Below are 25325 nucleotides of genomic sequence, written 5' to 3'. Positions count from 1 at the left end.
ATGAACTTCAAAAAAATGATATCCTTTAACGAACGTAAGATAACGTTTCATTGATACTTTATTCACGTTTTACTAACGTTTTATTAAGTATCGATAGCTATCGATAGATAGGTAAAGTTTAGTTAAAACTTAATTAAAACTTAGTTAAAATTAAAATCATCGATTCACTTATCGATTCACTCCAGCGATCATATGGGAGACCTCCTCTTATGAGTTTTCATCTCTACTACTCCAATCATCTCGATACATTGCAATATATTGCCGGCTATATCACAAAGGTCGATCCACAAGATTCCCCTTTTGACCGAGAATATTTTCTTGTACAGAACTTCGGGATGGCGCGATGGATGCAGATTAAACTCGCCAAACAGCTAGGAATTTTAACTCAAGCTGAATTTCTCCTCCCCTCGAAGATGCTGATCAATCTCTTAGAGCGAATCTTCACCCAAGAGGAACTTGAAGCGCACCCCATAGAGCGCCTCTCAAAAGATGATCTCTTCTGGCCACTTGTGAAGATCTTGCAAGAAATCGTTGAAGATCCGGCAGAAGAGATTCATGAACAATATCAGCCCATACTGCAATATCTTGAAAAGTATCAGCAGCAATCTCCCTCTCACAAGATCCACCCCAATATCGGCACCGATATCAGCATCGATATCAACTTTGAAAATGAGCGTGAAACTCACGAACAAAACCAATTCGACACCACATCTAAATCCCATCCGCTTAATGATGGCATGAAACGTGCAATACTCCACCTCTCTGCTGAACTTGCTGCTATTTTTGATAAATATATTGTCTATCGTAGTCAATGGATCAATGCTTGGAGTCAAGGAGAACTTGCGCCTCCCTATTTTGATGAGTCACTTCCCCCAGCTCTTGAGAAGTGGCAAGCATCCCTCTTTGAGAGGCTCTACAATAGCTTAGGTAGACCACGTCATTTAGGGATGATGCACCCGCTGATTGAGCAGAAATTGGCAGACCCTACCATCAAAGCTCACCTCCCTAAGCGAATTTTTATTATTGGGCTCAACTCTCTACCGCCCCTCTTCTTAGAGTTAATTGCTCAATTCTCTAAAGTGATCGATATCCATCTCTTTTTCAATAATCCCTCCCAATATTACTGGGGAGATCTGATTAAGGGAGAAGCGCCACAATTTAACTACTACAATTTTTTCACTCAACTTCAGAGCCAGATCGACCCACTCTCCCCTCATCTGCCAGTAAGTATCGATCAACTCGATGAACATTGGCAAAATAGCTATGGGCATCCGTTACTCGCTTCATTAGGAAGAGTAGGTCGCGATCATCTCCATCTTCTGCAACAATATGATGGAACCTTAGAGCTCAATGTGACAGAGGCTTTTTCTGAACCGGAGGTGAAACATCTTCTCTCGAAGATACAAAATGAGATCTACCATCTACGTCCGCTGAGAGAGAGTAAGAAATTCCAACTTCACGCAGATGATCGTTCTGTTCAACTGCATCTTAACTATAGCCCCATGCGAGAAGTAGAGGCGCTCTATAACCAGATTCTCCGAGAGCTCGATCACAACCCTGATCTTTCGTTAGAAGAGATTGTAGTTATGACCCCCAATATTGAAGAGTATGCGCCCTTTATTGATGCTGTTTTTGGTAGCGCTCCTAAAGAGCGTTATCTACCCTACTCCATCTCCGATATCAGTCTTAAAGAGAGTGATACTATCTTCTCAGCACTTTTACAGATCCTCACACTTCCTGAAAGTGCATTTAAAGCAAGCGACCTCTTAACACTACTCCAGTTGCCGGAGATTATGGAGAAATTCCAATTCTCAGAGTCAGATATTGCACTCATCCAATTTTGGATTAGCGATGTCAATATTAAGCAAGCCATCGATGGCCTTCATCTAACAGAAGCGTTAGCACTGCCTTACGATAATCAATTTGAGTGGGATATCAATACTTGGCGTTGGGGCTTACAGCGCATGCTTCTAGGCTATGGATCAACGCGCACTGCGTTTCTCTTTGAAAAAGTTAAAGAAGGGGAAAAAGGAGAAGGGGGGAGATTGGAAATTAGCGCTAGTGAGCTCAATGACCCTCACTTTCAAAGCGCAAATCAGGCACTACTTCCCTACCCTTATGTGGAGGGAAAAAATGCAGAAATATTAGGGCGCCTCTGCCATCTCATCGATCAACTGATCGAAACAAGAGATGCTTTAATCGGAGAAAAGGGGATTGCTGATTGGCTTCTTATCTTGCCGGAGATTTGGCAACGATTCTTTACACTCTCAACCACTAATCAAGATAAATTACACTTTACCCAAAAAATTTGGCACAACATCTTATCAGGCGCGCGTGCGCTTGATTACTCAACACCACTTCCCCTCAATGCACTCGTTCCTCTTCTTGAACAAAAACTCCTTGAAGAGAAACCGGAGCAGAACTTTATCCAGGGAAAGATCACCTTCTGCTCCTTTATTCCCATGCGAACAATCCCCTTTAAAATGGTCGCTATGATTGGAATGAATCAAGCTGATTTTCCTAAAACAGCCATTCACCATAGCTTTGATCTTATGCAATATCAGAGAATGCGAGGAGATCGCCAACGAAGTAGTGATGACCGCTATCTCTTCTTAGAAGCTATTCTCTCCGCTAAAGAGATTCTCTACCTCAGTTATATCGGTCGCTCAATTCAAGATAATAGCGAATGCTTCCCCTCTCTCTTGATTGATGAGTTGATGCGTTATATCGATCAGATCGCCATCACAGAGAATGGGATATCGCCGACAAAAAATATCACCTTTGAGCATCCTATGGCACCCTATAATGAGCAACTCTTCGATCCTCAATCCCCAATTCAAAGCTTTCAGAGTGAATGGTCTCTATCACGTGATATTAAGAGTTTCTACCATGCTCCCTACTCATATCCGATGCTATTAGAGAGTTACCAGAAATCGCAAGCATTGACACCATTGACTGAGATCTCACTCCACACGCTTATTAAGTTTTATCAAGATCCCACACAATACTTTGCCGAGCATCGTTTAACCATTCCCACCTACAACAGTAGAGCGAATAACATTGAAGATGATGAGATCTTCGCTATCCAAAATCATCTAGAACTCTATCAATTCAATCGTCGTGTCACAAATGATCTCCTACGTGAGGCGCTCTATCGTCCTCAAAATAGTGGTGCTTTGGAGACCGACTTCCTCTCTCAGATGGAACAGAATCTCTCCACTGACGATACCAGATCATCGACCTCCTTAACTCAATCTCTCTCAACTCGATCTTTAGCAGCTTTTGCCAAACAGCTCTTTAAGCGCTACCGACTAGAAGGATCACTTCCCAAATTTGCTTATGGCGATCTACTTTGGGAGGAGAAACAGACACTTCCCCTACTGCTTGCTTCCAAATTACTAAGCGTACAATATCCTTATGGACAATGGCGTAGTGAGCGCTATCAAAGAGGAATTACCCTCTATGGCCAACTTCCAGAATTAACCCCCGATGGACTTCTTATTATGTGGGATGTCGGTGAATTTAATGAACGACGCCGAATCGCAGCAGCCATTACTAATCTCTTTTTCCATGCCACAAAAGAGAACGATCGTCTCCATGAAAATCTCCTCTACTTCTCTAGAAAAGGAGATCTGATTGAAGAGCATCCGCTTCCCTACTATCCTCAAGCGGATGCCGCACAACTTCTCAACCATCTCATTGATGGCTTTCTCTATGGAATTAGTGCGCCAATTCCCTACTACTATACTCAAGACTATAAGCCGGCATTCTCCCATCCATCATTTACCGAGATACTGGAAGCATTACAAGCTGATCTCCCCCATCTCTTGACCGAAGAGATCGAGAGCAATGAGCTCGCCCAAACTTTTGTAACGCTTCTTCAAGATGAGCATTACATCAACTCGCTCTCCACCGCTACCAGAAACCTCTTAAATAGGGTAAAATCATCATTCACGATTCAATCATCCTTTGAGCGCCTATTTCCCGATAACGGAGCGAAAGAGATGCTCGCTTTCTTTCTTTTCTATTACCACTATCTTCGTGAGTTAGTCACCTATGAATCCTGATCAGCAGCTACTAAAAGAGACACAACATCCCACATCAAAATATGATTACGATGGGATCACCGGTGTTTGGCTTCTTATTCCTCCAAAATTTCATCTACTTATTTTAGCCGTTCTTCTCCCCCTTATTTTATGGGTCTTTCCCCATATCAATTTTAAAGGGAACTTTCGTTATATCTTTGCTGACTACCGCTACTATTTAGCTGGGGGAATCTCACTCTTTTTTATCGCCTCGGCACTCCTTAGCATTATGAAGGCAAAACAGGTCGGTGGAAAAGTACGCCCGACAAGTAATGTTGGTGCCCAAGTCATTCCTAAAAAAGTGACTCCTAAAAAGGGAAACAGTACCTCTAAAAGTGGGGAAAAGAGCCGATCTAACCCCACGTTAAGCGTTAAGAGTAGAAGGACTATGCCGGCAAAAACAACAGCGAGTCCTTCTCAAAAGAGTCAAGCCTCCCCTAAAGAGAATGTTGCTGCCGGAAGAAAACGGAGAGTGACACTTAAAAAGAGTAGTGATGAGGTTAAAAAAACCATCTAAAAGAGAAAGAACAGAGAAAGAGCAGAGTAAGATCGCCATTGATCACGAATCTATTGATCCATCTTATCACTGATGCCTTTAACTATTGATTACCGAATATTACGATAATATTACGATGATTACGACGATAGGAGTCGACCCTATAATGCAAAAAATGATTATTATTAGCGGACTATCGGGATCAGGAAAGTCGATTGCGCTACAGACCTTAGAAGATGAAGGTTTTTTCTGTATCGATAATCTTCCTATCACCTTTATCCCTCGTTTTTTAGAAGAGATTCAACAGAAGAATAATATCCGTAAACTCGCTATCGGAGTTGATGCTCGTAGTTTTCCAGAAGATCTCACCGAGGCAGAAGCTATTCTCGCTCTTATTGAGCAGAAAACAGCTGTCAGACCTCATATCCTCTTTCTAGAGACAAGTGATGAGGTACTCATTAAACGTTATAGCCATACGCGCAGAAGACATCCTTTAACCACCTCCCAGATGACGTTAATTGAAGCGATTACCAATGAGCGGGAGCTACTCTCTCCGCTTCGCGCGCAAGCTGATATTATCATCGATACCTCTCTTCTCAATGTCCATGAGCTCCGCGCTATTCTTACAGATCAACTCTTAGATAAGTCACAAAAAAAGCTCTCTATCTCCATTGTCTCATTTGGCTACCGCAATGGTATTCCGCTCGATGCTGATTTTGTCTTCGATGCCAGAATGTTAACCAATCCACACTGGGTACCGATACTCCGAGAATATACCGGGCTCGATCAGGAGATCGTCGATTTTTTTGCAAAAACGGATGATATCCAAGCCTTCTACCAAGATATTGAGAATTTCATCTTAAAGTGGTTACCGGCATTTAAACAAGGAACTCGTTCCTATCTCACCATTGCGATTGGTTGCACCGGAGGGAAACATCGCTCAGTCTATCTAGCACAAAGGCTCTTTGAGAAATTACAAGAAGATAATCATGTCCTTGTAAAACATCGCGAAATCAATGGCTAACAACTGACTTGCAGATGACCTATATCCAATAGAAAATTTATCAAAAGCACCACACTCTTGACTACCTTTTCATATCATCCATTACAAGAAGGAATTGAACATGTCGCAACAAGCACAACTTATTGATGGAAAAGCATTTGCTGCTCATCTACGCCAAACAATCGCCGAGCAGACAAAAGCAATCGAAGCACAACACAATATTCGCCCAGGTTTAGCGGTAATTCTTGTTGGAGAAGATCCGGCAAGCCAGGTCTATGTCCGTAATAAAGAGAAATTTGCTCTCAAATGTGGCTTCAAATCTGAAACTTTTCGCCTTCCTGCTGAAACAACACAAGAAGAGCTCCTCACTTTGATTCAAAATCTTAACGAAGATCAGAGTATTCATGGCATTCTTGTCCAACTTCCACTACCAAAACACCTCAATGAGGAGGAGGTGCTTAACAGTATCAATCCCCTCAAAGATGTTGATGGATTCCACCCTGTAAATATAGGTCAACTCTCCATTGGTCAGCCTTATCTTATTCCCTGTACGCCGTTAGGGTCATTACTGCTTCTCCAAGATAAGCTAGGTAAAGATCTTTCTGGTAAACATGCCGTTATTGTAGGACGTTCCAATATTGTTGGAAAGCCGATGATGCAGCTGCTTTTATCTCAGAACTGTACAGTTACTATCGCACACTCACGTACTAAAGATGTTGCCGCGCTTTGTCGCGAAGCAGATATTGTTGTCGCTGCGGTTGGAGTTCCTAAATTAATCAAAGGTGATTGGATTAAAGAGGGTGCAACGGTGATTGATGTCGGTATCAACCGTATTGAAGAAGATGGAAAAACACGCTTAGTGGGCGATGTGGACTTTGACGAAGCGGTAAAACGCGCCGCATATATCACTCCCGTCCCTGGTGGCGTCGGCCCAATGACAATTGCCTGCTTGCTTCGCAATACCTTAACGGCGATGTGTTTACAAAATAAGATCGAAGATCCTAATAAGCTCTAATCGCTAAAAGCAGACACATTACCTCAATCTGGTATCGAATACGATATCAACTCAACAGAAATTAAAGCCTCTCTTTTTCTATCTAGAGAGGCTTTTTATCTCCATTTTCAGCATGTGATTGATGGAAGAACGCGATAGTAAGATCCGGCAGCGTTCAGCCCCTTTTCAATCGATCATTCTTAAGAGAATCTATGGAGCGGCGGGAACCGACTATTTCGTTCTTTTAACCCCTGCATGCCCGCCAGTCGGCATCTTCGATACCGATCTTAATAATATTAAAGTAATACTTCTTGCCGGCGCATGATCGATGGAAAAGCGTGATAGTGAAATCCGGCAACTCATCCACCCCGCTTACTTCAATAAATCAATCATTTTTCCGATGACGGAAGAGCGCCAACTGCCGGCGCGTAATCTTTGGAAGAACGCGATAGTGAGCTCCGGCAGCGTTCAGCTCTTTATTTAACCAAAAAAAAATCCATAACAGTAGGATGAGCTACTGTTATGGAAAGTGTGTTGCGATTTCACTCAATCGCATCAGCTGAATGGAGAAGGCCTGTGATGGGAACCTTCTTATCCGACTTAAATCGGTATTATTGTTATAGTTATATTCATAGGACCATATATTCAGGTTGATGCTCTAAGCGTTAATTTTAATCCATTAACTCTGATTGATTAAACGCGAGCATAAGGCTCTAATCCTAGCGCCATGCGACCATTTTTTGTTGCGATATTGATCGCCTCTTCAAGATCTGTATAACGACAACCAGTGATAAGAAGTTTTAACTCTTCCCACATATCACCGTCACTAAATGGCAACATATAGTCAGCAATATTATCTGTCCCAACCGCAACTGGAATACCTGCTTTAGCTAACTCATCTGCCGGCGTAATTGCATTTCGTGTCGGACCATGATCTTCGCGTCGTGGGCTATCGATCCAAGCAAAAGGACAAGCGATCACCATCATTTTTGCCTCTAACATCTTTTTGTAGAGCATTTGACGATACGCTTCATCATGCGCGGTAATGGAGATACTATGAATGGCGACGACACGCCCTTCCATTCCATGTTCGATCGTCTTATCGGCTACTAATTCTGTCTCTTTCTCCTCTTTTGAGTTGAATTGATCCACATGCACATGAACCATCTTTCCTTGAGATTTTGCCGTCTGTAATAAAACATCCATATGAACAGCATCCATCCCTTCACCATGGTCTCGTAGATCTCGACGAGGCAAACCACCAATGATATCAACCTTATCAGCCCCTTTATCGAACCAGTAGCGAGCCTCTTTATCAATAACGCCTTTTAAAGTCTGGTTGATCAGCTTGATCGTAAGATCACCTTCATAATTCTTTCTTGCACGAAGTGCTGCATTAATCGCGCGTTCTTCCACGATGGGGTCAACATCAATAAAACTTCCGACAGCAGTAACGCCCTGCTCAATCATCCGCTCAATCCCCATGGAGAATTGACGATAATAATCCTCTTCAGTCATGCTGGACTTAATACGGTCTAAGGTATCCCATTTTTCGATTAAAGTTTGTGTCTGATAGACTTCAAACCCCTCATAATCGATAGTAAAGGCACGATCTCCATGCATATGAGCATTCACCCAACCACCATTTTCACGAATACTATTTAATAGATACGCCTTTAAGCTTCTTGTATCTGTATAAATGCGATGCTCTTTTGCCACTAATGTTGTCATGAAAATCTCCTTTCCTAAATGTTCTATAAAATTAGCAATGGCTACTCTTCTCTTCGCAAGCAGCCACGGCAATATGGTCTCGGCCGTTATGACGCTCTATTTCATCACCCGATTGAAGCTGATTCTTACTCTTTCAAGCTTCTTCACGCTTTTCTCAAGGCGAAAAAAAACCTCCATTGTAATAACGGAGGTTTTTAACAATTATTTTGAAGAATGGTTTTAAGATCGATGAAGCTGCTATTAATAAAATTGAATGAATTGCGTGGATTAAAAGGATTTAATGGAATAGAGATATGTGCGATCTGCACCATTCCGACCTCTGCCCAGTTATCCATTCGTCGCTTCATTAGCTTCATTGCCTTCCTCAAATTCATCTTCGTTCAAACAAACGAGTACATTCTAAGGGGTAAAAAAATAAAAGCAATCTTTTTTATAAACTTCTGCAGCAACTTCCTAGCAACTACTTACAAAAAAACGCATTAACGCCGGATATTAGGATGATCACCCCAATTGAGCTTTTCCCTTAAAATGGAGAAATAATGATAATTTTTAGAATGAAGGAGCGTCAAAGGATGAGAGGAGGGTTCAATCGTCAGCCGCTCTCCATCAGAGAGAGATAAAAGCTCTTGTCCATCACAAGTGACATGAACATCCTCCCTCTCTCGATCACTCGTTACAACTTCAATTTCACAATCTGCCGGAATCACTAAAGGTCTATGGCTAAATGTATGGGGACAGATCGGCGATATAATAATCGCCGGCAATGTGGGGTACATAATCGGTCCGCCGGTAGAGAGTGAGTAGGCAGTAGAACCTGTTGGCGTGGCGATAATCAATCCATCTGCACGATAAGTTGAGAGATAACGTTGATTAACATAAACATCGATCTCAATTAAACGTGAAAGCTCCGTTTTATGGATCACGACATCATTCATGGCATAAGATCTTAACTGTTGGTCGATCGATGCCTTTAATAAAAAACGCTCCTCATAAACAACATCACCTTCAAGAATCGTTCGAAGATGGGTGTGGAGCATCTGTTGATCAATATCCGTTAAAAAACCTAATCGACCTAAATTGACACCTAAGATAGGAATATTGAGTTGATGCACTTTACGGGCAATTCCTAAAAAAGTCCCATCACCACCAAACGCGATAATCAGATCACAAGTGGCAATCTCTTTAATCAATGCCGGCGGATAGCTGAGTCTATTACGATACTCAACATTATTGACCTCGATGGTTGTCGCACCACACGACTCAATCACCGCTTTTGTTCGTTGAACCGCTTTTTGGATCTCATCAGACTCTCGATTACTGAGGATTAGGGCGATTTTTTGAAATTTTCTCATATTTTGTGCTATTGTAATTTCATTTGATATTGAATTAATTATAGGGTTTATAGCATAGCATGATCGCTTATTCACTCTTAAGCTACAAATATATCTTACAAAGATATTTATATTTCTATCTAAGGTATATCTATCTAAGGCTAGAAATCCTCACTATCAAAAAAGATAGGCACTAGTTTAATTCTATTCCAGAATTAACTCACTACCTCACTCAAAACAGTTGCGATCTACTCATACCAGAGTGGATCAGTCCTCTATTTTCAGTAAGTTAGTGAAGAATGGTCGCTTATCGATAAGACCAAAACCTATCTAAACTTCAGAGGTATTTGGATAACCGATCTTATAAAACAGATTTTTAACCCCATTTTCAACCCCTCTTTTAACTTAAGAAATAGTTATATGAGTCAAAGGATTAAAGGGTGTTGCGGTCTACATCTATTTTTACTGCAATATCACAAATATTCTTACCCTAAATCAGATAATCACGGCAATCAACAATATGCTCAACAGCTTGCCTTATTACTCCTAATCCATATGTAGAGATTTAAAAATTGAGAGATCATCATTAAAACATAGAGATCAAACATCGATACTACAAAACGACTACTTAGACAATACCGAAAAGAGCTATCGAATAACACGATCAATATGTAAAAAATAGAAGAGATCTCACAAACAAATCTAACAAAAATAAGGAGCAAGAAAGCGCCCTCGGCAGAGGTGCTGATAAAGTTAGCAAAATGACTCGATTATCACTTTTTTAATGAAGTTAGGGATATAATTTAGGGATTAGAGATCATTACAAGATCATATCAATAAACGTATGAGCAGAAGTTCTCATCAACTACGCAATTATAATCGGAGGTAAAATGCGTAAAGCCCTTTTCTTTCTACTTATGAGCATGCTCCCCGGCATCGCTTTAGCGGGAGGCGAGCTCTCTTTTGATGGCCCAAGCCTCTCACCGCTCTGGTCTATTCCTTTTGTTGGAATTATTCTCTCCATCGCTGTTCTTCCTCTCTTTGCCCCGAAACTATGGGATCATCATTATGGGAAAATTGTCTTTGGATGGACCCTCCTCTTCTTTATACCGCTGTTAGTAACATATGATATGAGTATTACAGCGAATATTTTTGCTCACGCATTAATTGAAGAGTATATCCCCTTTATCCTCTTGCTCCTTGTACTCTTTGCGGCATCAGGAGGCATTCATATCTCCGGCAACTTAGTGGCTAGCCCGAAATTTAACGTTTCGATCTTAGCTATCGGGACTGTTTTAGCCTCAGTGATGGGAACAACAGGGGCGGCGATGTTACTTATTCGCCCTATTCTCTCAGCGAACAGAAACCGTAAACATCGAATGCATATTCCGATCTTCTTTATCTTTCTTGTTGCGAATATCGGAGGCGGTTTAACGCCGCTTGGAGATCCACCGCTCTTTTTAGGTTTCTTAAATGGGGTTGATTTCTTCTGGACATTGCAACATATGTTCTTCCCTGTCTTAATCTTCTCACTTATTTTATTAGGGCTCTTCTATCTTATTGATAGTTACTACTTCAAAAAAGAGAAGATCGCTCCTTCAGATGAGAAGACAACTGTCGTTATTGTTGGAAAGCAGAACTTTTTGATCATCTTAGGGGTTCTAGTCGGTATTATTATCTCCGGCATCTGGATTCCTGGTATCTCTTGGGATGTTTTTGGCGTCGATGTTCACTTAGAGAATGTTCTCCGTGATCTCTTCTTTATCTTCTTAACGATTGTCTCTCTGAAAATCACCTCAGATAAAGTTCGTCAAGATAATAACTTCAACTGGCATCCTATTATTGAGGTCGCTAAGATCTTCGCCGGGATCTTCTTAACCATCGTACCGGTCATTACAATCTTAGAAGCAGGTAAAAATGGTGCCTTTGGTTCAGTAGTCGATATCACTCATACTAGTGATGGTGAGCCGATTAATGTGATCTATTTCTGGGTAACCACGGTTCTATCTGCCTTCTTAGATAATGCGCCAACTTATCTTGTCTTCTTCAAGATGGCGGGGGCTCAAGCGCCTGAAGGTGTCGCAGCTGCTGATTTCTTAATGAATGGCATCCCAGCAACCCTACTTGCGATCTCAATGGGTACCGTATTTACAGGACCATTAACCTATATCGGAAACGCGCCGAACTTTATGGTTAAATCGATGGCAGAGCAGGAAGGAATTAAAATGCCTTCATTCTTCGGATACTTCTTCATTGCAATCATTGTCTTAGTACCGATCTATATTCTGCTCAATTTCATCTTCCTCTAGTTTTAGATTAACCTCAATTAATCTCTATTAGAGGTTGTGAGATTTATCGAAAAAGCGCTAGATTTTCTAGCGCTTTCTTGTAATATTTATAGGTCGATCTTTTAATCGTATCGTCCTCTAATCACCGTACTTATAACAATAAGGCAGGATAAAATAAATGACTCTGTTAGTACAAAAATATGGCGGCAGCTCAGTGGCAAATATTGAACGCATTCAGAATGTTGCCCGCCGTATTCAAAAACATCATAACGAAGGCCACCAAATGGTTGTTGTTCTCTCGGCGATGTCCGGAGAGACCGATCGACTTTTAGAGTTAGCGCATGCAATTACCAAACGCCCTAACCCAAGAGAGATGGATGCCCTTGTTTCAACAGGTGAGCAAGTGAGTATCTCTCTCCTCTCTATTGCCCTTGAAGCGATGGGAATTAAGGCAAAATCATATAATGGTGATCAAGCACGCATTCTAACAGATCAGGCGCATACCAAAGCACGCATTAAGAATATTGATACCTCTGCTATTGAAGCTGATCTTGCAGCAGGTTATGTTGTTGTCGTTGCAGGATTCCAAGGCGTTACAGAAGATGGTTCTGTCACAACTTTAGGCCGTGGTGGCTCAGATACGACTGCGGTTGCTTTAGCTGCAAGCCTCAATGCAACAGAATGCCAAATATTTACCGATGTTGATGGGGTCTATACCACCGACCCACGTATTGAACCAAAGGCTAAGAAGTTAGATAAAATCGCTTTTGAAGAGATGTTAGAGCTCTCAAGCTTAGGTTCAAAAGTTCTACAAATTCGCTCTGTTGAGCTTGCCGCTAAAAACAAAGTTCCAATCCGCGTACTCTCCTCTTTAGTAGAAGGAGGCGAAGGAACACTAATTACTACAGAAAAGGATATTGACATGGAAGCAGCCATTATCTCAGGTGTTGCAACGAGTAAGAATGAAGCAAAAATCACAGTGTTAGGGGTTCCTGATCAACCTGGAATTGCTTTTAATATTCTCGAGCAGATTAGTGACGCTAATATTGAGGTCGATATGATTGTGCAAAATATCTCTCAAGATGGCACAACTGATTTCACCTTCACTATCAATGAAGTGGATTTTGATAAAGCGCTTGAAATTACAGAGAGATCCGCAGAAGAGATGGGAGCACGTAAAGTTCTTGGCGACAAAGATATCGTTAAAGTATCTCTTGTTGGCTTAGGAATGCGCTCTCATGCCGGTGTTGCTAGTCTCATGTTTAAAACACTTGCTAATGAAAAGATCAATATCAAAATGATCTCTACCTCAGAAATTAAGGTTTCTGTAGTGATTGATAGTAAATATCATGAGTTAGCTGTCAGAGCGCTTCATGAGGCATTCAAGTTAGACGAATAATACAAATAGAGAAAGCCCCATCACTCTCACAGATCACCCTAATAATAGAGTTGATGGAGATAATTAAGTAGTACTATTGTAAGTAGTACCATTGCGATCCCTCAATGAGATTCTTTCAAGAGTTGCCGTTTGCGGTTATACTTTAAAGAGTCTCTTTGGGGGATACTGCTTTTATCACAAGAAAACCTTAATGAGATAATCAACTGATACAGATAATTTACAGCTAATTACAGCTAACAGTACAACTGATAATTGACAACCGATAATTGACCAATCGAAAACTTACAATCAAGTTTAAGTATTGATCTTTACCATTAGTCTTTACCATTAAATCTTTACCATTGACCTTAGAGTCGATCTTTACAATTAATTTTTATCATGGATCTTAAATTTTAAGATTCACACTATGACACTTAAGAGTTATAGCGACGCTATTTTATGAAAAAAACAAAACTGTTTGCTCTTCTTCTCTGCCTCTTCTCCCTCTCGACGCTCGCCTTTGCCGAACGAAAAATGGTGGTGAAAATAGAGGGAATTGATAATAAAAAGGCATTAACGAATGCTCAAAATGCCACGGCTATTTATGCCCTTAATGATAAGGACGCGCCCCCTGATCTTCGTATCGAATGGCTCTATCAGGAAGGAATTAATCAAATTGCAGATGCCCTGCAACCTTATGGCTACTATCGAGCAAAGATCGATGCTGATCTGCTTTATCAAAAAGATCAGGTCACTGTGACTTACCATGTCAACCTAGGCCCACAAATCCCCATCGGCTCCCTTATACTCGAAGTAACAGATCTCGACAAGATCAAAGAGAGAGATACCCCTGAAGCTGAAAAAGAGTATCAAGCTTTTGAAAAGATTATCACTGGAACCAAAATGAAGGTAGGAGCACCTCTAAATCATACGCAGTATGAATCGACCAAGAGTAAGCTCTCAGAAAAAGCATCAGCCCTTGGCTATTTTGATGCTTACTACCCTCATCATCAATTATTGGTGAATCTTATCACCTATCAAGCAGATATCGATCTTGTGATGGCTTTAGGTCCTCGCTACCATTTTGGTCATACCACATTTCATCAAGAATATTTTGCGACGGAATTTTTAGATCGTTTTCTCCATAATATGCGCTCACAAAATGATTATAGCGATCAAAAACTGGTCCAATTGCAATCGACATTTAATGAGTCAGATTATTTTGAAGATGTAGTCATTGTGCCACGTACAAATTTTGAGACAAAAGAGGTTCCGCTCGATATCTATCTTCGTCCACGAAAACAACGTACACTTTCACTCGGTGTCGGTTACTCTTCCGATATCGGTCTAAAAGCGATGGCAGGACTCAATTGGCACTATATCAATCGTTATGGCCATAAACTCTTTACCAATCTTCTCTGGGCACAAAAGAGACGTGATGCAATGATCAACTATCAGATCCCAGGAAGTCACCCCGTACAAGATCGCTATAACATCTTCTTCAACTACAATTTTGAAGATACCTCCACAAAAGATTACACCACCTATCTTGTGGGAGGCTCTAAAGAGCGAGTGCGAGATCAATATATGTATGGCTTCTCCCTCCATTATCAATATGACCGTTTTAGAGATATTGAAGGAGTACGTCAAAATAGCAAGCTCTTAATCCCCACAATCTATGGTGAGTGGAAAAGCTCTCCTAATCTCCCTTTTGATCAATTTGGTTTTAAAATTGAAGGCCGTGTAAGGGGAGCTGTCAAAAATGTTGCCGCTGATATGAGCTTTTTACAGACAAGTGCTATTTTGCACACCTATCTGCCAATCACTGATACCGATCGCTTTGTTTTAAGAGCCGGTGCCGGTTATACCAAGATTCGCGATAAGGATCTGCGTAAACTACCTCCGAGCCTCCGCTTCTACACCGGCGGTGATAACACTGTTCGAGGCTATAAATATGATGGTATTGGTGAGAAAGGTTATAACGGCGATATCTATGGTGGAAAAAAGATGGTCCTAGCGAGTGTCGAATATGAGCATAAAATCACGCCAAACTTTGCAATCGTCGGCTTTGTAGATGCCGGAGACGCTTATAATGACAAGGTCAATCTAAAATATGGTGCCGGAACCGGTATTCGCTGGTATTCCCCGATTGGTGCTGTTCGACTCGATATTGCTCATGGTTTTAATAAAGAGTTTGGCGAAACCGTTAAACTTCACCTCAATATTGGCACGGATCTATAAGTGGAGAGTGATTAAATGCAAAAGCAGAGTCCCCTACCAAAATGGTATTTTGATATCTTCAACCGCTATCGGGAGAGACTTCAACAGAAAGAGGCTCTCTACTTAGCCCTCAGTGCCGGTGTTGACTCCAATACCCTACTCCATTGGCTCTATACATTTAGAGCGGAACTTCCCCCGATCTATACAATTCATGTTAATCATAACTGGCATGATAATTACTCCCATCTTTGGGCAAATTTTGCGCGCCAACGTGCAGAATTTTATGGTTTTACCCACTACCACTATGAGGCTTACTTCAATTTAGAGACGCAATCGGGGCTCGAAGCAGCCGGCAGAGAGATGCGCTATATTAAATTTGCAGAAACAATGAAACCCAATTCCCTTCTCTGTGTTGCCCACCATCGCTCGGATCAAGCAGAAACATTGATGCAACGACTTCTTCGAAGTTCAGGCACAAGAGGCCTTGGTGCTATGCGAGATTTTAATACCGTTCGCTTTGGTGCTTACGATATCGATCTTTTCCGCCCTTTCCTCTCTATCTCTAAAAAGACGCTTTATGAAACGGCAATTGCACTCAATCTCCCCTGGTTAGAAGATTACACAAATCACGAGGCTGATGATATGGAGCGCAATATTATCCGAAATGATCTCTTCAAGCGGATGGAAACTTCCTTTCCACAATATGAAGAAGCGTTCTATCAAGTTACACAATTTATGCAAGAGGCGGATGATCTCCTCTTAGAACTTGCGATGCTTGATCTTGAAAAGATCGCTCAAAAAAAGGAAATAGAGACAGATAGAGCAGAAGGAGATTTAGAAAGAGTTGCTCCTCAGCTACACCTCCCCTCTCTAAAAAAACTGAGCCTTGCACGGCAAAAAAATCTGCTACAGGCTTGGATTCGTCCCTATAATCTTATCTTCTCACAACGCCAGCTTACTGAATTTATAAGAGTCTTTCTTGAGGGAGCCCCAACCCATCAAACTCGTTTTGAGCTCGATCCTTACGTCATACTCTATTTCCAAGATTACCTCTATCTAGAAGAGAAATCAGAGGTCTTATCCTCCTTTAAATCCTTTCAACTCACTCCTAGTAGCAATGCGCCGAGCCGCCATTTTTGGCAACAATTTTCAGCTGATGATCTTCTACTCGTTAAACGACAAGGTGGTGAACGCTTTCACCCGCTCTATCGGGAGCGCAGTCAACAATTAAAAAAATTACTACAAGAGGCAAAAATCCCTGTTTGGGAGCGGGATCATTGTTGGTTGCTCAAAATAAGAGAGAGTGGGGAGATTTTATGGGTCAACCATCTGGGTTTTGCTAAATCGCTAGAGAATGAGATCAAAGAAGAGGGGTTAGCGCCGGCATTAATTCCTGCAGTATCCAGTATCCAACGCTAACTAGAGATAATAGAGATGCGGTAAGATCGATCTATTAATCTGCATTTAACTCAGGTGGTAATATCCAGTAGTTACTCTGATTATTCACCTCCATATAGCGCTTAAATTCAGGCGATTGGTACGCGGCAATAATCGCCTTTGCCCAATCACTATCACGATTTTTATCTAAAACAACAACTTGAAGATAGAGATCTTCCAAAAGATCCTCTTGGAGCAATACTTTGCTAGCATCCATCTGACCAAGCCAGACTATGCTCCCCGGAATCACAGCAAAATCTGCATCATCCAAGACTCGAGGAATAAGATGGGAATCAACCTCTTTAATATTTAAATGATAAGGGTTTGCGACAATATCATTCCGTGTTGCCGCCATCAGATTAATATCTGATGCTAAGGTGATCCATCCAGCCTTTGCTAATAAACCATAAGCTCTTGCAGCATTCGATGCATCTTGTGGGATTAAAATTGTCATCTCTTCATTTATATCGACTAATTGTTGATGACGATTTGAAAAGATCCCAGCAGGAACCGTTGGAATCTTCGCTAAAGCCACAAGGTTTGTACCACGCTGCTCATTAAAGACCTTCATATATCCGGCATGCTGGGCAACCACCACATCTACGGCATCTTCTAACATTGCAATATTAGACTCTATTAATGCAGAAAAATTGATGCGCTTAATGGTATAACCTTCTGCTTCAAGTATCGGAGCAATTGCCTCGTCAAACAGCTCATTATAGGGTCCTGGAGATACACCCATCACAATCTCATTCTCCCGATGATCTGCGCTACAGCCAACTAACCCCAGAGTCAAAATTCCCACAAGAGCCCCTGCAAGAAAGGGTTTTCGTAATAGGACTAATATCTTTTTTAAAGCAACAATACTCTTCCCGTTCTGATTTATATTGCGTACCACCTCACAACACTCCTTCTAGAAAACTTAATTTATATGTTTTATATACTTTATAAAAAGAAGTGTAACTTACTTTAGTTATATTGCAAAATAAAATTGATCCTTAAAGCTTTCCTTCAAGTGTTATTCAAAATGTCATTCTTAGATAAAAATTTAAGGGGTAATTTGCATTTAACTATTGACAAGCACGCTATCATATTAAGTAGGCCTATCAAAAGGTCACTGCAAAGAGTGCTCGATCCTTTCGATCGACTCTCAAGGAAACATTAAAAACTATTATTTGAGGATATCGACAATGAAACGTCTCTTAATAAGTGCTATAGGCGCTCTTCTATTTCCACTCTCTATCTCACTGGCAGAACCCTTAAAAGTGGTTACTAGCTTCTCTATTTTGGAAGATTTCGCCCAAAATATCGGCCAAGAGAAGATTGATGTTGAAAGCATCATCAAGGCAGATCAAGATGCCCACAGCTTTGAACCAACCCCCAAAGATATTATTAAAATTCAGAATGCTGATGTGGTGATACTCAATGGTGTGGAGTTTGATAGCTGGCTCAATAAAATTTTAGAAGCTAATCGCTATGAAGGCATTATTGTCAATGCAAGTCATAATGTCCCTCTCCTACCTTATCATGAGGATGAGAATCATCATGATCACGGTCATGACCACGACCACGACCACGACCACGACCACGACCACGACCACGACCACGACCACGACCATCATCATGGTGAGTTTGATCCCCATATTTGGCAAGATCCTAAAAATGTCATCATTATGACTGAAAATATTCGTAACGGCTTAACGCTTGCGCAACCTGAATCGGAAGCTTATTTTGAAAATAACTTCGAAGCCTATAAACGTGAATTAGAAGCCCTCAATAATTATGCGAAGCATCTCCTCAAAGATGTTAATCATAATGGGAAATTGATGATTCTTCACGATAGCTTTGGATACCTTGCGAAAGCCTATGATCTACACTTTGTGGCAGTTTCTCATCTCAATCCACTGGCAGAACCTTCGGCAAAAAGAATGTCTGAACTCTATCAGCTTGTTAAAAAAGAGAATATCAGTGCAATTTTTAGTGAAAATATCGCCCCTTCCCGTTTTATTAAGACCTTAGCAAAAGATCTTAACTTACAAGATGGTGGCATTCTCTACTCTGATGCTTTAACAACGACACCACCTGCAAATGATTATATCGGTCTCTTTAAACACAATATCGATCAAATCACCGCAGTGCTCGAAGATTCTGCCCCTATGAAAGAGAAAGATTCGAGCAAGGAATAGACGTTTAAATAATCGAAATATAGGGATAAATGTGCTACTATCTTAGCCATTTGATCCACTATTATTTACCAAAGCAGAGGCAACTAGAACTATGTCTGAAAATATTGTTCGCACTAACTTTATTCGTCAAATTATCGATAAAGATTTAGAGAGCGGAAAATACCAGCGTCCATCGGATATTCATACACGTTTCCCACCGGAACCAAATGGCTATCTGCATATTGGGCATGCAAAATCTATCTGCCTCAACTTTGGCATTGCGAGAGATTATGGCGGTCGCTGTAATCTCCGCTTTGATGATACTAACCCGACAAAAGAGGAGATCGAATATGTTGAAGCGATCAAAAAAGATGTCGAATGGTTAGGATTTAAGTGGGATGATCTCTTCTATGCATCGGACTACTTTGAAAAATTCTACGAAGCGGCCATACACCTTATCAAAAAAGGGTTAGCCTATGTTGATGATAGTAGTGCTGAAGAGATTCGCCAAATGCGCGGTACCTTAACAGAGCCCGGCATTAACTCCCCCTATCGAGAACGCTCTATTGAAGAGAATCTCGATCTCTTTGCGCGCATGCGTGCAGGGGAATTTGAAGATGGTGCCAAAGTCTTACGCGCGAAGATCGATATGGCATCTCCTAATATGAATCTACGAGATCCGGCACTCTACCGTATTCGCCATGAAACCCATCATCAAACAGGTGATCAATGGTGTATCTACCCAATGTATGACTTTGCACATGCCTTAAGTGATGCCATTGAGGGTATTACCCACTCAATCTGTACATTAGAGTTTGAAGATCATCGCCCCCTTTATGATTGGTGTGTTGAAAATGCTGATATGCCTCATACGCCAAGACAGTATGAGTTTTCACGTCTTAATATCGAATATAACGTGATGTCAAAACGTCTTTTAACACAACTAGTAGCCACCGGAATTGTCGATGGTTGGAATGATCCTCGTATGCCGACTATTTCAGGCCTTCGTCGTCGTGGGTGCCCACCAGAAGCGCTCCGTCTCTTCTGCGATCGTATTGGGGTTACTAAATCAGAAAATATGATTGAGCTGCAACAATTGAGTCAATCGATGCGTGATGTACTCAATGAGATGGCAGATCGTCGTATGGCGGTACTAGACCCCTTAAAAGTAACTCTTACAAATCTTTCTGATGATGAGCAGTTAGAGATCGCTAATCATCCTCAAGATGAGAGCCGTGGTACTCGTACTGTCAACTTCAGCAATACACTCTATATCGATCGAGCAGACTTTAAAGAGGAAGCTAATAAAAAGTATAAGCGTCTTGTACTTGATGGATATGTTCGTCTTCGTGGCGCCTATATCATCAAAGCAACCGAAGTAATTAAGGATGAGAATGGGGAGATTGTAGAAGTTATTGCTGAAATTGTTCCAGGATCACTCGGAAAGAATGTCGAAGGTGTTAAAGCGCGTGGTGTTATTCAATGGGTCTCTACTAAGGATGCCATCGATATTACCATTCATAACTATGACGTTCTCTTTACAGAGAAGAATCCTCAAGGAATGCCGGGAGATATGCTTGACTATCTCAACAAAGACTCCCTAACCGTTGTCTATGGTAAAGGGGAGCCGGCATTAGCAGATGCGCCGATAGAGCAAGCCTATCAATTTGAACGTATTGGTTACTATGCTCGCGATTCTAAAGCAGAAGGATTAGTTTTCAATCGGGTTGTCGAACTGAAAGATAGTTTTGGAGAATAAGTTTGAGTGAGATAATCAAATATGGCCCCTCACTCCTTGAGGGGTTTTTCATCACTATTGCCCTCGGTCTGCTCTCCTTTATTATCGCCGTAATATTGGGATTTGGTTCAGCTTTACTTGCGCTTAGCAAGCATCGCTTATTGCGGTCGATTTCAAAGATCTATACCACAATGATTCGTGGTATTCCGGATATTGTGCTCATCTTCTTAATCTTTTTTGGATTACAGGAGTTGATGAACCAATTAACTGAGCTTCTTAATCTTAGCCCGATCTTCCTCGATCCTTTTGTATCGGGAATTATTACCATTGGCTTGATCTTTGGGGCATTTATTTCAGAGACCTTTCGTGGTGCTTTAATGTCCGTTCCTAAAGGTCAATTTGAATCTTCTATCGCACTTGGAATGTCAAAACCTCACTTCTATCGCCGAATTATCTTTCCTCAAGCGATGCGCTTTGCATTGCCCGGATTAAGCAATAACTGGTTAGTGATGTTAAAGACAACAGCACTTGTCTCCTTAATTGGACTCCATGATCTTGTATTTATTGCAAATAATGCCGGTAAAGCAACGCGGCTCTCTTTCGACTTCTATCTCGTCACAGCTTTAGGATTTTTACTCTTAACATCAGCTTCCATTCTGATTATCAAATATCTAGAGCGGCACTATAGTACAGGATTCAATAACGAGGTTTCACTATGATGGATGCGCTAGATGCCATTATTCCAGAACTGCCCGATCTATTGCCGGCAGTCTGGTTAACCATTAAATTAACAGTCATCGCTTCTCTTTTAGGGTTACTCTTTGCAGTACCTCTCTCTATTTTAGCGCTCTCTAAAAATCGCTTGATCACCCTACCGATTGAGCTCTTTAGTTACTTTTTTAGAGGGACGCCTCTCCTGGTTCAGATCTATCTAATCTACTTTGGATTAGGACAATTTGAAGCGGTTCGCAATAGTGGCTGGCTTTGGGATCATGTCTTAACCGATGCTTATAAATGTGCATTAATCGCCTTTACACTCAATACCTGTGCTTACACTATAGAGATCTTTAAAGGTGCATTAAAACATACCCCTAAAGGTGAAATCGAAGCCGGCATTGCATTTGGTATGAGTAAGTTTACCCTCTTTCGCCGGATTATCTTTCCTTCTGGGTTTAGACGCGCACTGCCCGCTTATAGTAATGAAGTGATCTTTATGCTCCATGGAACGGCACAAGCATCGGTCTTAACACTGATCGATATCTTAGGCTGGGCGCGCCGAGTTTATAGTATTACCTATTCCCCCTTCATTCCATTTCTTATTGCGGCAATCGTCTACCTACTGCTTACCTTTGTTTTAGTTGCAATCTTTAGATATTGCGAAAAACGTTGGTTATCACATCTAAAACCAACCTTCTAGCAGCTTGGACAATTAGCAAAAAATTATTGGCTATAATTGCAAATATAGAGGTCAAATAAACTCCAATAAGAATCGATAAATCCCCTAAGAACCTATTATCTAACTAACAGGAGACTTAGGGGATATTTTATTGTCAGGAGACTCAATAAAATCGATCTGTACCTATAATGAAATATCATAATTCTATCTAATTGTGACAGGACCCATAGAACCACAAATAATGAAATTTATCGGGGTCTTAATTTGGATTTTATATTTTATCCTATCTGCCGTTTTTTCGATAAATTCCCACTTGATGCCAAGCTTCATTATCTTAGGGGTTGCGACCCTTTAATTTGATACTTTAAACTTCTATAAGTTACTTTAAAAAAATAAGATTTAATCCTCTTTCCTCACCTAAGTGATTAGAATAAAAAAGAAAAAGTATGTAAATATTTAAAATTTTAAATATTACTATCCTAACCTATTGATAATAGAAATTTCGTTTAGGGGAATAGATTCAACTATCGTTTTTATATTTAAAATGAGGTTTTCTTTTAAAAGTATTTGTAATTATTTCACCTAAAAACAAAATCATAAAAACACAAGCTGAGTGTTAATATAAAATTAGTATGCTGTTAGACTTATTGATAATATTACCACTTGTAAAAAATTGTTTTAAATATCAAAGAACCACTATACCTAATATTTTACACATACTTCTAAAGGGAAATAAAATTGGATCACTTATTAGAATCTTTTGGACAAAGACTAAAGTCTGAGCGCGTCAAACTGTCAATGACTCAATCAGAATTAGCCAAAGAGCTAAATATATCACAAATGTCTATTAGTCTTTATGAGGCTAATAAATCTACCCCCAATTTAAAGTTTTTATACTCCCTATACGCCTTAGGCTTCAATGTTGAGTACCTAATATTTGGGGAAAATGGGCTTAATCAAGATAGAAACTTTAATTTACGCTCTCATTATAAAAAAATCGCTACTGCTTTAGATTTTTTAGAACAAAGACTAGACACCAATATTTCAACGGAAACAAAAATAGAGCTAATAGACTTTCTTTTAAATTAAAAATAATTAGACTTATAATAAATTACTCTATGGGATAACATAGGTAGCTAGTTGCAACTAAAAATAATAATAAAAACTCTTTATCATATTAAAATAATTAATGCATTCTATTAAAACTAACCTAAAGGTTTTTTTAAAAGTACTAGCTCATCCTCAGTTAAGGGCTCACTATTTTGTAATTTTGCCAAGACCTTTTTAAGTGGGCTCTCACCTCTTGTTAATTGCCTGAGAAGATCTTTTAACTCACTCTCTTGCAACTCTTCTGAGATTAGAAGCTCTTGTGTAGCCAGATTTCGGAGCCAATCACTCCATGGCTCATCTTGAAAATGTAAAATGAGCTGTGCTGCACTCTCAAGATGCGGGTAATCTTGAATGGCCGTGATAATTTCATAAAGATGGTTCTGCTCTAAATCATCGCTTTCAAGTAGAAAATGCATTCCTTGAAGAGTTCGTCCTAATGCCGGGTTAGTTAAAAGCAGAATAACAATTCGCTCAATTAGAGAGAGTCCTGCACTAAAATCAACATATCGACGCTGGGGCGTACTTCTCCCCTCTCTAACGTAACGATTCAATATTCCTGCCGAAAGATTCGCTCTTCGACCAAGTTCTGCTCGCAAAAAATCCCGAAGCGGGATATCGCGCATACTATTAATTTTTTCACCAACATTCTCTAAAAATTGTGAGCGCCCTTCAAAAGAGCCCATATTGACCTCTCGTTCTGCAGCATCAAAGAGAAATTTAGAGAGAGGTTCAGCTTCTTTAATCAACTGTAAAAAGGCTTCTGTCCCACTTTTTTGGACATAACTATCGGGATCTTCATTATCTGGTAGAAAGAGAAATGAGATCTCTTTACCTGCAGCAATCACCGGCAAGGCTTCATTCATCGCTTTATGTGCAGCAGCAATACCAGCTCGATCGCCATCAAAACAGAAGACTAAACGAGATGTATAGCGCAAGAGAAGCTCGATCTGCCGTGATGCGATTGCAGTTCCTAATGTTGCAACAGCATTCCCAATCCCATAATGAGAGAGCATAATGACATCCATATAGCCTTCAACAACTATAATCTCCTCATAATCACGGTGATACTTGCGCAACTCATAAAGACCATACACCTCCTCTCCTTTATGAAAAATAGGAGTTTCGGGTGAATTGAGATATTTAGGCTCTCCCTGATCTAAAATTCGCCCACCAAAACCGATCGTCTCACCACGCCGATTGCGAATAGGAAACATGATTCGATCTCGAAAACGATCATAGCGTCGCTGATTTTCTGACTCACTCAAGAGTCCTGCTTCTAAAAGAAGTGACTCCGAAATCCCCTCTCGCATAAGGGCTGTCATTAAATTATTCCAACCGACCGGCGCAAATCCTATCGCAAACTTTTTTGCATCTTCACCTGTCAAACCTCTTTTTTGAAGGTATTGGATCGCTCTTTCTGCACCATCCCCCTCTTTAAGAGCTTGTTGATAGAAGGATTGGGCTAGCTCCATAATCTCAAGCAACCCCCTCTCTCGTTTAATTACCTCTTTGGGTCTTGTGTTACGCTTCTCATAAGGAACTTCTAAACCCTCAATCTGCGCAAGAACTTCAACTGCTTCAACAAACTCTAATCGCTCATATTCCATCAAGAAATCTAAAACACTACCACTCGCATTACAACCAAAACAGTAGTAGAACTGCTTGGGCTCACTCACTGTGAATGAAGGGGTCTTTTCATCATGAAAAGGGCAGCAAGCCTTATAATTACTACCTGCTCGCTTCAATGGAACGCGTTGATTAATCACACTGACAATATCTGCCCTTGCAACTAATTGATCGATAAAATCTCGAGGAATAAACCCTTTACCACGACTCATACTTATCATTCCCTCTGAAGCAACTAGAAATCCAACATTCTAATAGATCCAATAAACTTATAAATCCTGTATAAACCCTGTGTAAACGCTGCATCCTTACGGATCTAATGCGGAT

20 protein-coding genes are annotated in these 25325 nt (G+C 40.6%); 15 read left to right on the top strand and 5 right to left on the bottom strand.

Annotation, left to right across the window (positions count from 1 at the left end; translation table 11 throughout):
* The first annotated feature begins 209 nt into the window (after positions 1-209).
* The 6 genes from recC (at position 210) to B9T19_RS10540 (ending at position 7062) form a co-directional block, all read left to right on the top strand.
* Positions 210-4067, top strand: a complete 3858-nt coding sequence (gene recC, locus B9T19_RS02295) for an exodeoxyribonuclease V subunit gamma (protein ID WP_094566973.1) — start codon at positions 210-212, stop codon at positions 4065-4067.
* Complete coding sequence (locus B9T19_RS02290) at positions 4057-4602, top strand: hypothetical protein (protein ID WP_094566972.1); 546 nt, start codon at positions 4057-4059, stop codon at positions 4600-4602. Before recC ends, B9T19_RS02290 begins: the two co-directional genes overlap by 11 nt.
* 145 nt (positions 4603-4747) lie before the next feature.
* A complete protein-coding gene (gene rapZ / locus B9T19_RS02285) occupies positions 4748-5605 on the top strand; it encodes an RNase adapter RapZ (RefSeq protein ID WP_094566971.1) in 858 nt (285 codons plus the stop codon).
* Between the two features lie 100 nt (positions 5606-5705).
* Positions 5706-6599, top strand: a complete 894-nt coding sequence (folD, locus tag B9T19_RS02280; RefSeq protein ID WP_094566970.1) for a bifunctional methylenetetrahydrofolate dehydrogenase/methenyltetrahydrofolate cyclohydrolase FolD — start codon at positions 5706-5708, stop codon at positions 6597-6599.
* A 121-nt stretch (positions 6600-6720) separates the two neighbouring features.
* Positions 6721-6903, top strand: coding sequence for a hypothetical protein (locus B9T19_RS02275; protein WP_094566969.1), 183 nt, complete (start codon positions 6721-6723; stop codon positions 6901-6903).
* 3 nt (positions 6904-6906) lie between these two features.
* A complete protein-coding gene (locus B9T19_RS10540) occupies positions 6907-7062 on the top strand; it encodes a hypothetical protein (RefSeq protein WP_158214329.1) in 156 nt (51 codons plus the stop codon).
* A gap of 209 nt (positions 7063-7271) precedes the next feature.
* On the opposite strand, the gene B9T19_RS02270 is transcribed toward B9T19_RS10540, so the two are convergent.
* The 3 genes from B9T19_RS02270 to B9T19_RS02265 all read right to left on the bottom strand — a co-directional run bounded on the left by B9T19_RS02270 (position 7272) and on the right by B9T19_RS02265 (position 9661).
* Positions 7272-8309, bottom strand: a complete 1038-nt coding sequence (locus B9T19_RS02270) for an amidohydrolase family protein (RefSeq protein WP_094566968.1) — start codon at positions 8307-8309, stop codon at positions 7272-7274.
* A gap of 194 nt (positions 8310-8503) precedes the next feature.
* The gene (locus tag B9T19_RS10535) at positions 8504-8665 is read right to left on the bottom strand and encodes a hypothetical protein (protein WP_157957399.1); all 162 of its coding nucleotides are present in this window, start codon (positions 8663-8665) and stop codon (positions 8504-8506) included.
* A gap of 123 nt (positions 8666-8788) precedes the next feature.
* Entirely contained in the window at positions 8789-9661 is an 873-nt protein-coding gene (locus tag B9T19_RS02265; protein ID WP_094566967.1) for an NAD(+)/NADH kinase, read from the bottom strand.
* A gap of 869 nt (positions 9662-10530) precedes the next feature.
* Here B9T19_RS02265 and B9T19_RS02260 point away from each other — a divergent pair.
* The 4 genes from B9T19_RS02260 to tilS all read left to right on the top strand — a co-directional run bounded on the left by B9T19_RS02260 (position 10531) and on the right by tilS (position 16945).
* Positions 10531-11949 carry a sodium:proton antiporter gene (locus B9T19_RS02260; RefSeq protein ID WP_094566966.1) on the top strand — a complete coding sequence of 473 codons (1419 nt, stop codon included), beginning with the start codon at positions 10531-10533 and terminating at the stop codon, positions 11947-11949.
* 157 nt (positions 11950-12106) lie between these two features.
* Positions 12107-13327 (top strand): aspartate kinase, encoded by a 1221-nt coding sequence (locus B9T19_RS02255; RefSeq protein WP_094566965.1) that lies wholly within the window; start codon positions 12107-12109, stop codon positions 13325-13327.
* Between the two features lie 438 nt (positions 13328-13765).
* Complete coding sequence (locus tag B9T19_RS02250; protein ID WP_094566964.1) at positions 13766-15547, top strand: autotransporter assembly complex family protein; 1782 nt, start codon at positions 13766-13768, stop codon at positions 15545-15547.
* Positions 15548-15562: 15 nt separating this feature from the next.
* Positions 15563-16945, top strand: a complete 1383-nt coding sequence (gene tilS, locus B9T19_RS02245) for a tRNA lysidine(34) synthetase TilS (RefSeq protein ID WP_094566963.1) — start codon at positions 15563-15565, stop codon at positions 16943-16945.
* Positions 16946-16979: 34 nt separating this feature from the next.
* Here tilS and B9T19_RS02240 read toward each other — a convergent pair whose 3' ends face one another.
* Entirely contained in the window at positions 16980-17861 is an 882-nt protein-coding gene (locus B9T19_RS02240; protein ID WP_233146765.1) for a MetQ/NlpA family ABC transporter substrate-binding protein, read from the bottom strand.
* Positions 17862-18153: 292 nt separating this feature from the next.
* Here B9T19_RS02240 and B9T19_RS02235 point away from each other — a divergent pair, with 292 nt between their 5' ends.
* The 5 genes from B9T19_RS02235 (at position 18154) to B9T19_RS02215 (ending at position 23351) form a co-directional block, all read left to right on the top strand.
* Positions 18154-19149, top strand: coding sequence for a metal ABC transporter substrate-binding protein (locus B9T19_RS02235; RefSeq protein ID WP_094566962.1), 996 nt, complete (start codon positions 18154-18156; stop codon positions 19147-19149).
* Positions 19150-19240: 91 nt separating this feature from the next.
* Positions 19241-20887, top strand: coding sequence for a glutamine--tRNA ligase/YqeY domain fusion protein (locus B9T19_RS02230; RefSeq protein ID WP_094566961.1), 1647 nt, complete (start codon positions 19241-19243; stop codon positions 20885-20887).
* A gap of 2 nt (positions 20888-20889) precedes the next feature.
* Positions 20890-21585: an ABC transporter permease gene (locus B9T19_RS02225; RefSeq protein ID WP_233146764.1), complete on the top strand. Its 696-nt coding sequence runs from the start codon at positions 20890-20892 to the stop codon at positions 21583-21585.
* The gene (locus B9T19_RS02220) at positions 21582-22283 is read left to right on the top strand and encodes an ABC transporter permease (RefSeq protein ID WP_275663936.1); all 702 of its coding nucleotides are present in this window, start codon (positions 21582-21584) and stop codon (positions 22281-22283) included. Before B9T19_RS02225 ends, B9T19_RS02220 begins: the two co-directional genes overlap by 4 nt.
* A 717-nt stretch (positions 22284-23000) precedes the next feature.
* Positions 23001-23351: a helix-turn-helix domain-containing protein gene (locus B9T19_RS02215; protein ID WP_094566959.1), complete on the top strand. Its 351-nt coding sequence runs from the start codon at positions 23001-23003 to the stop codon at positions 23349-23351.
* A gap of 116 nt (positions 23352-23467) precedes the next feature.
* On the opposite strand, the gene dnaG is transcribed toward B9T19_RS02215, so the two are convergent.
* The gene (dnaG, locus tag B9T19_RS02210) at positions 23468-25210 is read right to left on the bottom strand and encodes a DNA primase (RefSeq protein WP_094566958.1); all 1743 of its coding nucleotides are present in this window, start codon (positions 25208-25210) and stop codon (positions 23468-23470) included.
* Between the last annotated feature and the right edge of the window lie 115 nt (positions 25211-25325).

It is taken from the genome of Ignatzschineria sp. F8392, from assembly GCF_002252045.1.
Lineage (GTDB): Bacteria > Pseudomonadota > Gammaproteobacteria > Cardiobacteriales > Wohlfahrtiimonadaceae > Ignatzschineria.
This window is presented reverse-complemented; position numbering and strand designations above follow the sequence as displayed.